This window comes from Fictibacillus barbaricus (genome assembly GCF_014635025.1).
Lineage (GTDB): Bacteria > Bacillota > Bacilli > Bacillales > Fictibacillaceae > Fictibacillus > Fictibacillus barbaricus.
Genome location: NZ_BMCE01000003.1, coordinates 203,252 through 216,222, shown reverse-complemented (window position 1 = coordinate 216,222; position 12,971 = coordinate 203,252). Strand labels below are relative to the sequence as shown.

15 protein-coding genes and 1 pseudogene are annotated in these 12,971 nt (G+C 39.1%); 7 read left to right on the top strand and 9 right to left on the bottom strand.

Annotation, left to right across the window (positions count from 1 at the left end):
* The first annotated feature begins 227 nt into the window (after positions 1-227).
* The 3 genes from IEV52_RS19290 to IEV52_RS19280 all read left to right on the top strand — a co-directional run bounded on the left by IEV52_RS19290 (position 228) and on the right by IEV52_RS19280 (position 1,300).
* Entirely contained in the window at positions 228-788 is a 561-nt protein-coding gene (locus tag IEV52_RS19290; RefSeq protein WP_188404199.1) for a GNAT family N-acetyltransferase, read from the top strand.
* Between the two features lie 88 nt (positions 789-876).
* Complete coding sequence (locus tag IEV52_RS19285; RefSeq protein ID WP_156774208.1) at positions 877-1,014, top strand: hypothetical protein; 138 nt, start codon at positions 877-879, stop codon at positions 1,012-1,014.
* Between the two features lie 121 nt (positions 1,015-1,135).
* Positions 1,136-1,300 (top strand): YfhD family protein, encoded by a 165-nt coding sequence (locus tag IEV52_RS19280; protein WP_188404198.1) that lies wholly within the window; start codon positions 1,136-1,138, stop codon positions 1,298-1,300.
* 229 nt (positions 1,301-1,529) lie between these two features.
* Here IEV52_RS19280 and IEV52_RS19275 read toward each other — a convergent pair.
* The 5 genes and pseudogenes from IEV52_RS19275 to IEV52_RS19255 form a co-directional block, all read right to left on the bottom strand.
* Positions 1,530-2,095: pseudogene (locus tag IEV52_RS19275) on the bottom strand (maltose acetyltransferase domain-containing protein).
* A 27-nt stretch (positions 2,096-2,122) separates the two neighbouring features.
* The gene (rlmD, locus tag IEV52_RS19270; RefSeq protein ID WP_373869445.1) at positions 2,123-3,511 is read right to left on the bottom strand and encodes a 23S rRNA (uracil(1939)-C(5))-methyltransferase RlmD; all 1,389 of its coding nucleotides are present in this window, start codon (positions 3,509-3,511) and stop codon (positions 2,123-2,125) included.
* Positions 3,512-3,631: 120 nt separating this feature from the next.
* On the bottom strand, positions 3,632-4,444 hold the full coding sequence (gene pdaA, locus IEV52_RS19265) for a delta-lactam-biosynthetic de-N-acetylase (RefSeq protein ID WP_188404197.1): 813 nt from the start codon (positions 4,442-4,444) through the stop codon (positions 3,632-3,634).
* Between the two features lie 311 nt (positions 4,445-4,755).
* Positions 4,756-6,303, bottom strand: coding sequence for a fumarate hydratase (locus tag IEV52_RS19260; RefSeq protein WP_188404196.1), 1,548 nt, complete (start codon positions 6,301-6,303; stop codon positions 4,756-4,758).
* 104 nt (positions 6,304-6,407) lie between these two features.
* Positions 6,408-6,599, bottom strand: coding sequence for an SE1561 family protein (locus tag IEV52_RS19255; RefSeq protein ID WP_066243343.1), 192 nt, complete (start codon positions 6,597-6,599; stop codon positions 6,408-6,410).
* Positions 6,600-6,732: 133 nt separating this feature from the next.
* Between IEV52_RS19255 and yfkAB the strand changes: the two genes are divergently transcribed.
* Positions 6,733-7,851, top strand: coding sequence for a radical SAM/CxCxxxxC motif protein YfkAB (yfkAB, locus tag IEV52_RS19250; RefSeq protein WP_188404195.1), 1,119 nt, complete (start codon positions 6,733-6,735; stop codon positions 7,849-7,851).
* Positions 7,852-7,954: 103 nt separating this feature from the next.
* Entirely contained in the window at positions 7,955-8,284 is a 330-nt protein-coding gene (locus tag IEV52_RS19245; protein ID WP_188404194.1) for a winged helix-turn-helix transcriptional regulator, read from the top strand.
* A 34-nt stretch (positions 8,285-8,318) separates the two neighbouring features.
* Here the strand turns inward: IEV52_RS19245 and IEV52_RS19240 are convergent, their stop codons facing one another.
* Together IEV52_RS19240 and IEV52_RS19235 are read right to left on the bottom strand one after the other, a co-directional pair.
* Positions 8,319-9,158, bottom strand: a complete 840-nt coding sequence (locus IEV52_RS19240; protein WP_188404193.1) for a YfkD famly protein — start codon at positions 9,156-9,158, stop codon at positions 8,319-8,321.
* Between the two features lie 122 nt (positions 9,159-9,280).
* Positions 9,281-9,664, bottom strand: coding sequence for an OsmC family protein (locus IEV52_RS19235; protein WP_188404192.1), 384 nt, complete (start codon positions 9,662-9,664; stop codon positions 9,281-9,283).
* 90 nt (positions 9,665-9,754) lie between these two features.
* Between IEV52_RS19235 and IEV52_RS19230 the strand changes: the two genes are divergently transcribed.
* Entirely contained in the window at positions 9,755-10,933 is a 1,179-nt protein-coding gene (locus tag IEV52_RS19230; protein ID WP_188404191.1) for an MFS transporter, read from the top strand.
* A 125-nt stretch (positions 10,934-11,058) separates the two neighbouring features.
* A complete protein-coding gene (locus IEV52_RS19225; protein WP_188404251.1) occupies positions 11,059-11,508 on the top strand; it encodes a redoxin domain-containing protein in 450 nt (149 codons plus the stop codon).
* A gap of 25 nt (positions 11,509-11,533) precedes the next feature.
* Here the strand turns inward: IEV52_RS19225 and IEV52_RS19220 are convergent, their stop codons facing one another.
* Entirely contained in the window at positions 11,534-11,980 is a 447-nt protein-coding gene (locus IEV52_RS19220; protein ID WP_188404190.1) for a VanZ family protein, read from the bottom strand.
* 112 nt (positions 11,981-12,092) lie between these two features.
* Positions 12,093-12,689: a DedA family protein gene (locus tag IEV52_RS19215; RefSeq protein ID WP_188404189.1), complete on the bottom strand. Its 597-nt coding sequence runs from the start codon at positions 12,687-12,689 to the stop codon at positions 12,093-12,095.
* Between the last annotated feature and the right edge of the window lie 282 nt (positions 12,690-12,971).

Here is a 12,971-nt window from a genome sequence, read left to right as displayed (position 1 = left end):
TTATGATACAAGAAGAGCAACATGCGGATTATACGAAATCCGGTATATTTAATCGTGCTCTTCTTAAAAACAAAAATTATTTTCATAAATTAAATATTTGAGCAAGGGAAGGCAATTGGTGCGCCACCAGCTATGGCTGGTCCTAGTGGGTTCGATTCCCACCCCGAATTAATTTTTATTCTTAATTCGAGGGTGGGGGATAATTCTGCCCTCTAGGAGGGATTAAATTGTTGAAAAAGCGTGATTTATCAGAGAGTCATGTTCTTTACAATTTAATGGTGCACCCAGACGTCTTCCCTTTTGTGCGTCAAAAAGCAGCTTCATTTGAGGAATTTTTGTTCCTGACGAAACAGACGATCGAGGAAGAAGACCAAGGAAAAATCATTTCCAGAACGATTCTGGATGAATGGCATAATCCGATCGGCACCATTAATCTTTTCGATGTTCAAGATGGTTACGGCTTTCTCGGAACATGGATTGGTCAGCCTTACTTTGGAAAAGGTTATAATTCTATAGCCAAAGAAGCATTCTTTTCAGAGTTATTTTATGAGAAGGACATTCATACGATCTTTATGAGAATTAGAAAAGTTAATGTCCGCTCACAGAAAGCTGCAGAGAAAATTCCTTATGTTACCCTTGCGAATGAAACAAGAAAAGATGTTTACGATCAGCTCAATCAAGGTCAAGATATCTACAATTTATATCAGATTGAAAAAGATAACTACTTGATGCATCAGCTTCGTACACAGCCTATCGAAGTTACAGAGGAGCAATTAAAGGAAGCTTAATACAGGTAACTTGTTGCTTTTCCTTGCACATACTAACACCACCTTCATTTTTGAAGGTGGTGTTATTTTTATAAGGAGGTCATTAAAAATGAAAAGCAGCAAACGCGAGGCAAAAGAACGGAATAACGATTTAACCAAAACACAAGAAGTAACGTATAAGGAAGAATTAAAATCAGCAGAATCAGTTGCTGAAACAAAAGAAATGACGAATGAAGATTATTCATAAATAGGTTGATTCTTCCTGTATGAACATTCTTCATTCTGCACATTCTAAGTTCGAGGAAAAGTTCCTCAAACGCTTTTGATTTACGTTTTAAACATTGTGATATCTTTAAGGAGGTATTTGTGTGGAAAAACGTAACCGAAAGTCCCCATCGCACAACAATGCTAACGCTTCACAAGCCAACGGACTTGACGTCGAGTACTCAAGTGAATTGGCAGATCAAGACGATCTCGAAGCACAAGCACGTGCACAAGCCGCTGACCGACGCCAGAAAAAAGGTCGTCGCTAAGTGCAAAAAGACCTGCTGGGATAGCAGGTCTTTTTTTAATATAGAAAATCACACAAATACTTAACAATGTGGATAAAGTTATACACAACTATGTGGATATTGTGCATAATAAAAGTTCTTTATGAAATCTTTATGTGCAAATTTGTGCAAAACCTATAAGTTATGCACATTTTCTGTGGACAAGCATGTGGATATTGTGTATATTTCTGAATTTTTTAAGCTTTAATTATTATTTGATTTCAAGCTTTTTAATAATTTTAGCAGGATTACCTCCAACAACAGCATGATCAAGGACATTTTTGTAACAACTGCCCCAGAGGCCACTACCACATTGTTGCCGATTTTTATGCCAGGATTAATGATGCAGCCACCACCAAGCCAAACATTATCACCTATAACTACAGGTTTACCAAACTCCGATCCTGAATTCCGTGCATACGGATCTAGTGGATGAGTAGCTGTATAGATATGAACACCCGGTGCAAGCATGCAGTTATCCCCAATCCGTACTTCGCAAACATCTAAAATGGTGCAGTCAAAATTGGCAAAGAAATTCTCCCCAACATGAATGTTATAGCCATAATCACATCTGAAATAAGGTTCGATTCCAATGTTTTTGCCTGTTGAACCAAATAACTCTTTAATTAATTATTGGCTCCTCTTCTCCCATTCTTCTTCTGTTGTAGCGTTATAGATCCTCGTCAACCTTCTAGCCTTTGTTCGCTCGGTAATAAGCTGCTCGTCATCTGGACGGTACAATTCCCCGCTTATCATCTTTTCTTTTTCTGTTTGCATAAGAACTGGTCCCATCATCATTAAAAATTATTTTAATACAAGGGTACAAACAGCTTCTACCTGAGCTGTTTGCGGAAACATATCCACAGGCGTAACGTGCTCCACTTGAAATCCTTTACTTATCAACATGTGGACATCTTTCGCCAATGTAGATGGATTACAGGATACATAGACCATCCGCTTTGGCTTAATTTTAATTACCGTATCTAGAAATGTTTGATCACATCCTGTTCTAGGAGGATCTACAACGATAACATCCGGTTGCCAGCCTTCTTTTAACCATTTTGGCATCAGCATCTCTGCTTTTCCGGTTTCGTAGTGTGCATTTGTTATACCGTGTTTCTTAGCATTCTTTCTTGCATCTATAATGGATTCCTTAATAATGTCCATCCCTCTGACTTCCTTTGCATGCTTGGCGAGCCACATGCCGATCGTTCCTGAACCGCAATATGCGTCAACTACCTTTTCTTTTCCGGATAACTTAGCTTGTTTTTTTACTTCGTCGTATAATTTGACGGTCTGTTGTGGATTTAATTGAAAAAAGGCTCGTGCTGACAACTCAAAACTTAGGTCTCTTAAATGTTCAGTGATGGTAACTTTACCAAAAAGTTCTTCTGTCTGATTCCCAAAGATCAGCGACGTTTTTTCTTCGTTTACGTTTTGAACGAAGGAAGTTACCTGTGGAAGCCGTTTTTTAACCTCATCTATAAATAGTTTCTTTTTCGGAAAATCCTCTGTTGCCGTTACGATCGCAAGCTGAATTTCTTCAGTACGAAATGCGGTTCTTACTACGATTGTACGAATGCTTCCAGTATGTTTTCTTTCGTTATAAACAGATAGGTTCAAATCCCGAATGATCTGTTTTACCTTATTCGTAACTATATTTGTATCTTCATGCTGAACAAGACAATGATCGATGTTGATCAGTTTATGAGTATTGCTGCTGTATAGCCCTGCAATCACAGTATCTTTATTAATCCCTACTTGGAACTGGGATTTGTTTCGATATGCCCAAGGTTCATCCATCCCTATCGTTTTTCCTACTTGCAGCTGGTCTTTTGGGATTTTGGTATAACGTTCAAACGCTTGGATGACAATATCACGTTTTTCTTTTAGCTGAGCTGAATAAGACATATGTTGAACCTGACAGCCACCGCATGTCTCATAAATCGGACAAAGCGGAGTTACTCTGTTCTTGGATGCTTTTTTAATTTTTTTAATCTTGCCTTCCGCTCGATTTGGAAAGACTCTTGTAATTTCGACAAGAATATCTTCACCAGGAATAGCACCTGGAACGAAGACAACTTGCCGTTTATAGAATCCAATCCCTTCACCATTGATTCCAAGCCGCTTGATAGAAAGCGGAAACGTCTGGCCTATTTTCATGATTGGATTAACGTTGCTGTTTTTTTTCAAAATTCCTCACTCATTTCTTAGCTAAAAGTTGCTTTTCTTATTGTAGACGAAACTTGCGAGTTCTACCAATAAGAAAGGTGCAAATAAAAAAAGTACCTTTGTCTAATACAAAGGTACTAATCAAGACTTAAACAATAATGGAGGTGCAGACTTTTTCAGCTGCAAGTCATCTAGGCTTTTAAATGTATAGCCTCTCTTCTGAAGTGCTTCTATCGTCGTTTCTAATGCCTCTGCATTATCTCTTGAAACAGTGTGCAGCAGCATAATACTTCCTGGGTGAATCTGTTTCATGATCTGGTTGTATGAATATTTCCAACCACGCTGTTTATTGGTTTCCCAGTCTAGAAAAGCAAGTGACCAAAACACATGTGTATAGCCTTCTTCTTTTGCGAGCATGATCGTTCTTTCGCTAAACACACCTCTAGGCGGCCTTATATAATGCATATCCGTTCTGCCGGTTAGTTCCGTATATCTTAATTTTACTTTTTCAAGTTCATTCCTTAACCGGGCATCAGATACTTGTGTCAGATCTGGGTGATGATAAGAATGATTCCCTACAATATGCCCTTCTTCAGCCATACGTTTTATCAGGTGAGGGTGAGTCTTCATAAATTGTCCGGTTACAAAAAAGGCAGCAGGGACTTTTTTTCTTTTCAGCACATCTAACACATCATCGGTATAACCGTTCTCATACCCATTATCAAAGGTTAAGTAGATATCTTTCTGGTCGGGATCTCCGATAAAAAGACTATCGTATTTTTGAATGAGCTCCATATACCTTTTGTCAGTAACAGGAGGTGTTTCTTTTCCTTTTTTCTCGAAAAACCATTCAAGTCTTTGGTTAGATATTCCTCGCTGGGCATAAATAACATGTGTTTGTGTAAAAAAAAGAACAGAAACCAATATCAGGCACAGGAGCCGATTGATTCTCATAAGATTTCCTCCTTCAAGCGACAACCTATACCTTTATTTTGTTGTAATTGCAGAAAAGCATGCTAGGTATATAAAGGAAACCTGTTTCTGATTAGTTTGAAACAGGCAGCTTCCAATTTTGAACTGTGTCGACTCGTTGATATATAATTCAAATTCGTGGATAAATGCCACAAATTCGTGGAATTGTCATGAAAATCCGTGGAATTATTACCAAAACTCGTGGAATTAATAAGAAATACCGGACCTTACCGGCTCCTGCACAACAAAAAAACCACAGTTCATACATTCAAACTGTGGTTTTGGCTTCCCCTTTATTTAAATACTGGATCCTTAAACTGCTCCAGCTTCTGTAAAGATGACTTTTCAACGTGTTCGTGAAGGCTGTTTCCGTGTGAATCCATCGTTACTACCGCTGTAAATCCGTTTACGCGGATATGCCACATCGCTTCTGGAATACCGAATTCCATCAGATCGACACCTTCTACTTTTTCCATACACTCCGCGTAATATTGTGCTGCACCACCGATAGCGTTCAGATAAACACCGCCATGTTCCTTAAGCGCCGCTAGCGTTTTTGGCCCCATTCCGCCTTTACCGATCACAGCACGGATTCCAAACTTCTTCATGATATCGCCTTGATAAGGTTCTTCACGAATACTTGTTGTTGGTCCTGCAGCCTTAACGACCCAATTTCCTTCAGCGTCTTTAGCCATAACTGGTCCACAATGGTAGATGATCTGTCCATTCAGATCAATTGGTGCGGGATTATCCATGAGATGCTTATGAATCGCGTCACGGCCTGTATGCATCATACCATTGATCGTTACAACGTCACCTACTTTTAGTTCACGGATCTGTTCTTCTGTTATTGGAGCTTCCAACACGATTTTACGTGTTTTTTCTTCTTGAACTTCAAGAGCTGCTGCTGCTTCCTTATCAGCTTTTCCAAAATCGGCATTTTCCCCCTCTTGGTACAGCCATTCTTGGATCTCGCCTGTTTCTGCGTTCAGCTTCACTCCTAAACGGCGGTATGCCCAGCAGTTGTATGCTACAGAAACGAAGAAACTAGCAGGAATGCGGTTGATCACGCCCACTTTACAGCCTAACAGCGTTGTTTCACCGCCAAAGCCCATTGTACCGATTCCAAGCTTGTTGGCATTCTCCATCACATATTCTTCAAGCTTACGAAGGTTCTCATTCGGGTTATCATCATCAACTGAACGGAACAGCATCTCTTTTGCAAGTTCGTATCCAGAAGTGCGGTCACCACCGATTCCTACACCGATGAAACCAGCACTGCATCCTTGACCTTGTGCTTGATAAACAGAGTGCATGATACACTTGCGAATTCCATCCAGGTCACGGCCTGCACGACCTAATCCTTCTAATTCGCATGGCAGACTGTATTGAATATTCTTATTCTCACAACCGCCGCCTTTTAAGATAAGACGAGCATCAATATAATCCTCTTCCCACTCTTCAAATTTAATAACAGGCGTTCCGTCACCTAGGTTGTCCCCGCTGTTATCACCTGTGATCGAATCAACAGAATTTGGACGAAGCTTTGTATCCTTTGTTGCATCAGCAATCGCATGGCGAATGGCTTTTTTCATTTTAATTTGGTTAGCTCCCACTGGAACTTTAATTTTAAAAGTAGGAAGTCCTGTATCCTGGCAGATCGGAGACACATTTTCATCCGCTTTTAAAATATTATCTGTAATCGTATCTAAAGACATCGCTGCACGCGTTCCAGCATTCTCTTTTAGTTTCGCAGCAAGAATGGCACGGCGAACGTCTTTTGGCAATTTGGTTGATGTTTCAACTATCAGCTTATACATGCTTTCTTGAAATTTTTCCATCTCTCCACTACCCCTTTATTACTTGCTATTGTAAGCGTAAACAAATTTGATGTCTCTATTATAACAAAAAAATCCGCTCCTTTAATAAAGAAACGGATTTCAGCTTATTTTTCTTCCCAATCATGACGGAATTGTTTGCACTTCTCTTCTAAGTCATCTAGCATTCCAATAATTCTGTCGATCTCTTCAATTCCAGCTGTTTCAGCATCGATTGAATCTAAAACATCAACTAATAAATCAATACGATTTTTAATATATTCTTTTTGAGAGGATTTATCCTGAATAGAGTTACCCATGTTGATCTCTCCTTTCCATCCATTCTACTTTAACAAGGTGAGAAGCATTTGCCAACATAAGTTTATCCTTTTTCTTTATGATGTGTTCAGTTAAGATAAGATTGTCCATTTTGGTCATGAAGGAGAATATTTAATGGTATTAAACACAGATTTAAAAGCGATAACCCCCAAAAATGATCCGTGGGAAGCTTATTTAGATATGAGCGAGCACCAAAAACTGCAGCTTTCCAACATAGAGATTACAACTACGACACTTTGTAATATGCGCTGTGCTCACTGTGCAGTCGGCTATACACTTCAAACTAAGGATCCTGAACCTCTTCCGTTGGAAATGGTTATAAAAAGACTAGACGAGATTCCTCAATTGCGTGCTTTCAGCATAACAGGCGGCGAACCGATGCTTTCTTTAAAATCGGTTAACAATTATGTTGTCCCCCTATTGAAATATGCAAAAGAACGAGGCGCACGAACACAGATTAACTCAAATTTAACATTAGATTTAGCTCGTTATGAAAAAATTATTCCATACTTAGACGTGCTCCACATTTCCCATAACTGGGGAACGCTGGAGGAGTTCTCTGAGACAGGGTTTGCGATGATGGAAAAGAAACCTTCAGCAGAACAAAGAGAAGCTTATTTTTCACGCCTTGTTGAGAACGCTCAAGCTTTAACGGAGGCTGGTGTCATGGTGTCCGCTGAGACGATGCTCAATAAAAAGACAGTTCCCTACTTAGAGGACATACATAAGCACGTTCTTGAGATGGGCTGCCAGCGTCACGAGATCCACCCGATGTATCCTAGTGATTTTGCAAGCACGCTTGAAACGATCAGCCTGAATAAGATGCGTGAAAGCATTCACCGTCTTCTAGATATCCGGGACAAAAATACGTGGATGCTCTTTGGCACCCTTCCTTTTTATGCATGTTCCGATCATCCAGAAGATCTAAAATTGATTAAACGACTTCAAACCGAAAAAAATGTAACGGTTAGAAATGATCCAGACGGAAGATCCAGATTAAACATCAATATTTTTGACGGCAATATTATCGTGACTGATTTCGGAGACGCTCCAACGCTTGGAAACATTAAGGATACAAGTCTGCTTGATGCATACGAAAGATGGAATGATTCGGAACTTGCTAAAGAACTTGGCTGCCATTGTCCAGCAGTAAAGTGTCTAGGACCAAATGTGCTTGTGAAGCATTCTTACTACAGAGATACAGATTTCAGAAATAATAAGTCAAAGCTTTAAAGCATTAAAAAGTTATAAACTTTACAAAAGTAAGTTTAAAACGTATAATAAAAGGCAAATATAAACTGTAGCTTTAGCATTGTTTTCATAGAGGTGAATGATTATGGATTACAGCACTATGTGTCCGAAATACGAAGTAGCCATGGATATAATTGGTAAAAAGTGGACAGGACTCATCATTCGCGTTTTGATGGATGGCCCTAAGCGGTTTAAAGATATCAAATCCCAGATTCCTGAGATGAGTGATCGTATGCTTACTGAACGCATGAAGGAATTAGAGTCTGTGGGGATCGTAAAACGCAACGTTTACCCGGAGACACCTGTGCGAATCGAGTATTCACTTACGGATAAAGGAAATTCTTTAAAAACAATCATCAATGCGATACAAGACTGGAGTGAACAGTGGGTAGACCATTGTTCACACCACGAATAAAGAAAAAGGACAGCTTCTTAAGATGCTGTCCTTTTTACATATTGCTTGTATGAAAACTAAATGAAACGTGGTCTTGTACAGGAATCCAAGCTCCTATTCCTTGCTGCGTTACGTTTTGGATAACAATCTCTCTTTTTCCGCCTTTTAATACGATATAGACTTCTCCGTATGTTACACGCCCTCTTTCATTTACAGCAGGTACATAACTGTGTAAATATCCTACTTGTTTAGGAGACACGTGATATACGTTCGGTTTTTTTGTTCCTGCACCGACAGCTGTTTGAAAGGATAAAGGCAGCTTGGACTTTTCTGCAGCAGATATGATCATCATTTTTTGTACAGCTTCACTATTGGGAATTGCTGCTGTAAGACCGCCCGTTACTTTCTTATGGGCCGTCTGATTATAAGATAACTTAGCAACTGATTTTGCTCCTCTGTTATCTAATCGGTTTGTATTAATTTGCTGATGTTCCCAGTTAACCGTTGTTTCTGTAGACTGATACGAAAGCGGCCACTGGCCTAAGTAAATTTTTGCTCGGTACCAAAAAGCAACTTTAGAAGCATTTATACTCGACTCGTTTAAAAGTCGAATCAAATCTGGATTGGTAATTGGAACATCAGATGTTTTAAGCATAGCTTTGGCAAGCTTGCTTGGCTCCAAATATGGAAGATCTTGTGCAGAGTTCGGGTATGTGTTCTCTTTTGATATGCTAAGAACAGAACTCGGGACTTTAATGTCTGTTTTCTGAACCGTTTTTTCTGTCTTTTCAGCCAGTTTTTGTTCTGGTTTCTGCTTTGTTTTTTCGGCTGCAAATGCCGTGTTAGTAAATATGAAAAGCATAACAAAAATGAAAATAAAAATTCTCTTTTTCATGACATCCTCCTTTACCCCTATTTTTTTCTATCGCGCAAAATTTATCCGCCTTACACTCCTTGAATCATTGGGTTTTTGTTGGAAAATAAAATCCCGATCCTCATGACGAACAAAGGCAATGATTAAACTATAATTTCAAAGCTTTCTGTAATGTGAATACTATCCTTAACAGACTGGACCATCGAACAATTTTTTCTTGTGACTTTTAATGCCTTTTCCATTTTGTCTTCTGATAGTTCACTACCCTTTATCACAAAATGAAGCTGAATATCAGATATTCTATTCGGTTCGTCTTCCACTCTTGTTACCTTTGCTTGTACCGTGATGTCATCAAAGCTCATTCGCATACGCTCTAATACTTTTCGCAAGACTCCTCCGCTGCATACTGCTATGGAAGAAACGAGTAATTGAAAAGGTCTAAAGCCATATTCCTCGTTGCCGCTGATGTGAAGAGTCCCATAATCTACGGTTGTTTCAAAACCTTTTTCATTCATCTTAAATTCCAAAATCACGCCTCCTTAACTTGAACTTTATACTCAACTTTTTACAGTTTCCGTTGTACAATGGTTTTAGTTTGTTTGGAAAAGGAGACGCTCATGCAGCTTTCTACGTATAAATTCTCAGTTTTAGTAAGTATTGTCTTTATCTCAGGTTTCGCTCAAGGAATGTTGCTTCCTTTGATAGCTGTTATCTTTGAGCAAGATGGAACGTCCGCTTCTTTAAACGGGTTTCATGCAACAGCACTTTATATAGGTATACTCATTGCTTCTCCCTTTATCGAGAAGCCGCTTAGAAGATTTGGATATAAACCGCTTATTTTAACAGGTCTTCTAGCCGTAATCTTATGTTTTGCTATGTTTCCGATTTGGAAAGTCTTTTGGTTTTGGTTTGTGTTAAGACTCTTAATAGGCATTGGAGATCATATGCTGCACTTTTCTACGCAGACATGGATTACGTCAAACAGCCCTGAAAATAAGAGAGGACGCAATATCTCTCTTTATGGAATAGCCTTTGGAGCAGGCTTTGGGATCGGACCACTCATGACAAAACTGGTGGAAGTTAACATGAACCTTCCGTTCTGGCTAGCAGCTGGTCTTTGTTTCATTTCTTTTGTCATTATGACAACGATCCGGAACGAAAGACCAGAGACAGAATCAGCCCGTGCTGCTGGTATAACAGCAATAGACCGTTACAAGGATGTTTTTAAACTGGCATGGGTCTCTTTATTGCCGCCTTTTGCCTACGGCTTTTTAGAAGCTACTTTACATGGCTCTTTTCCTGTATTTGCTCTTCGGAACGGTATAAGCCTTGATTGGGTAGCCGTCCTCCTGCCGGCATTTGTGCTAGGAAGCCTTGTTTTTCAGCTGCCCTTAGGAATATTGAGTGATAAATGGGGGCGCAAACCTGTTCTTGTGTTCTCTTTCGTTTCTGGATTTTTCTCATTTTTAGCCACATATTGGACCATGCATTCTTTTTGGATCCTGTTAAGCCTTTTCTTTTTATCTGGAATGTTTGTTGGTTCAATGTTCTCATTGGGTATTGCATACATGAGTGATCTGCTTCCGAAATACCATCTCCCTGCGGGAAACATCTTAGCCGGAATTAGTTTTAGTATTGGAAGTATGGCAGGACCATTGATCGGTGGAAGTTTTATCAGCTGGTTTGAGGGTGGCGCTTTTGTCTTTGCGATCTGTGGCATGTTATTTATTCTTTGCCTGCCCATTCTGTTTATGAAGAATAATCAATCAGCCGCCTTGAAATCCAAATCAGCGTAATAAAATAATTTTTTTCTTTTTACTCCATATTATGAAAGCAGGAATTTTGACTTTATATGATCATTCTTTAAACTAGAATTAGAATGCTTACATTATTTTTCAAAATAAGGAGTAGATTTAAAATGATGAGACTACGTTCGGATATGCCTGAACTTAGCGGTGCTACAGAGTGGATTAATGGAGAGGTTTCGAAAGGCGATCTTATTGGTGATAAACCGACGCTTATTCACTTTTGGTCTGTAAGCTGCGGACTATGTAAAGAAGCGATGCCAAACATTAATCAATTTCGTGATGACTACAAGGATGAGCTTAACGTGATCGCAGTTCACATGCCTCGTTCAGAAAAAGACCTGGATATCGCTCAAATTAAAGAGGTAGCAGCAGAACATGATATTACACAGCCCATTTTTGTAGATAATGATCACGCCTTGACAGATGCTTTTGAAAACGAATATGTACCGGCTTACTACGTTTTTGATGCAGAAGGAAAGCTTCGTCACTATCAAGCTGGCGGAGACGGAATGAAGATGCTGACTAAGCGTGTTAACCGTGTATTAGGAAAAGAAACAAAATAAAAACCGGGCAGATGCCCGGTTTTTTTTATTTAAATGCTCGTTCGAAAAAACGAAACAAAACGGCTAAAAACTTATAGACAAACAGCCCTGTCATCGCGCCTATTCCGTTTAAAAAAATGTCATCAATATCAAAGATTCGTTTGAAATATTCATATTGAAGAACTTCGATAAGAAAGCTTGTACCAAAACCGGCCACAAACATGAACCGCCAAGAATTTAATTTTCGGAATATTAAAGGCAGCAATAATCCAAAAGGCATAAAAAGCAGTACGTTTCCGATGATGTTCTTAAGAATAAGCCAATCGTTATCGCTTCTCCACATCTGTTTAATGCTATCAAATAAAACGAGATTGGCTGATTTTCCATAGACATATTCATTAAATGAGAAAAGCGTGGCTTTAACCACGAGTGCAAAATAGCAAATAAAAAGAAATGCACCCAATATACTAAACATGATTCTAACTTTTTTCATACTGCCTTTCTCCTGCCTTTATATATGAGATTCCCATAAGTGCCTTATTAAGTGTATCACGCAAAGCTCTTAAGGAGATACAGGTAAAAGACACAAACTTTCTCCCAGCATTTTACGCTGTCACTTTTTTACGTGCTCTTTTTACAACAAAGAATAATAAAATTGCGACAACAATGATCCCAGCTACAGGCAGCATATATTCTTCTGCCTTCGCTCCGACATCCTTCCATTGTGGACCAAACTGTTTACCAAGATAGATGTAAAAAGCGGTGATTGGAAACATGGCAATAAACGTGTAGATCGAAAAGACCCAAACATTCATCTTAGCCATACCGCAAGGAACAGAGATGGTTGTTCGTACCCCTGGGAGAAATCGTCCAAAGAAAGCCACCCCAGCACCATACTTATCAAAAAAGCGGTCAGCTGCATCAATTTCTTTTTCTTTAATAAAAACATACTTTCCGTATTTGATCAGAAAAGGTCTCCCGCCATATCTGCCAAGTGCGTAAAGCGTTAAAGGGCCAAACGTTCCCCCAATTGTCCCTGCCAATACAGCAAGCCAATAATTCATATCTCCTTCATATACCCAAAATCCGGCCAGAGGCAATACAAGCTCTGCGGGGACGAATTCAAATGTCAGTGCAATAATCAATCCAAAATAAGAAAATTGCTTTAAAAATTCAATAAATGAGAGAATAAGTTCTTCCACACTTTTCACCCTCCCTTTCTGTTCAAGAGTAACGAGAAACATTATAACACAAGTCGGAATTTGCCATAAACATTTCGTTAAACAAGTCTTAAACTTGTCCCTTTTCCATATAAACGCAAAAAAAGCCGCCCATTTCTGGACAGCTTTTAACCATTCGTTACGATTAATGAAAGTTATTTTTCTTGTTAGCACTGCTGCTTGTTTTGTGCTTACTTTCATTTTTATTATTCTTATTGTTGTGGGTCTGCTTGTTGCTTTTTCCCATGGCAATAAAACCTCCTT

Bases quoted from the DNA above. Each gene is read 5' to 3' on its own strand.
- IEV52_RS19285 (WP_156774208.1), top strand. From the start codon at position 877: ATGAAAAGCAGCAAACGCGAGGCAAAAGAACGGAATAACGATTTAACC.
- pdaA (WP_188404197.1), bottom strand. From the start codon at position 4,444: ATGAGAATCAATCGGCTCCTGTGCCTGATATTGGTTTCTGTTCTTTTT.
- IEV52_RS19260 (WP_188404196.1), bottom strand. From the start codon at position 6,303: ATGGAAAAATTTCAAGAAAGCATGTATAAGCTGATAGTTGAAACATCA.
- IEV52_RS19255 (WP_066243343.1), bottom strand. From the start codon at position 6,599: ATGGGTAACTCTATTCAGGATAAATCCTCTCAAAAAGAATATATTAAA.
- yfkAB (WP_188404195.1), top strand. From the start codon at position 6,733: ATGGTATTAAACACAGATTTAAAAGCGATAACCCCCAAAAATGATCCG.
- IEV52_RS19245 (WP_188404194.1), top strand. From the start codon at position 7,955: ATGGATTACAGCACTATGTGTCCGAAATACGAAGTAGCCATGGATATA.
- IEV52_RS19240 (WP_188404193.1), bottom strand. From the start codon at position 9,158: ATGAAAAAGAGAATTTTTATTTTCATTTTTGTTATGCTTTTCATATTT.
- IEV52_RS19230 (WP_188404191.1), top strand. From the start codon at position 9,755: ATGCAGCTTTCTACGTATAAATTCTCAGTTTTAGTAAGTATTGTCTTT.
- IEV52_RS19225 (WP_188404251.1), top strand. From the start codon at position 11,059: ATGAGACTACGTTCGGATATGCCTGAACTTAGCGGTGCTACAGAGTGG.
- IEV52_RS19220 (WP_188404190.1), bottom strand. From the start codon at position 11,980: ATGAAAAAAGTTAGAATCATGTTTAGTATATTGGGTGCATTTCTTTTT.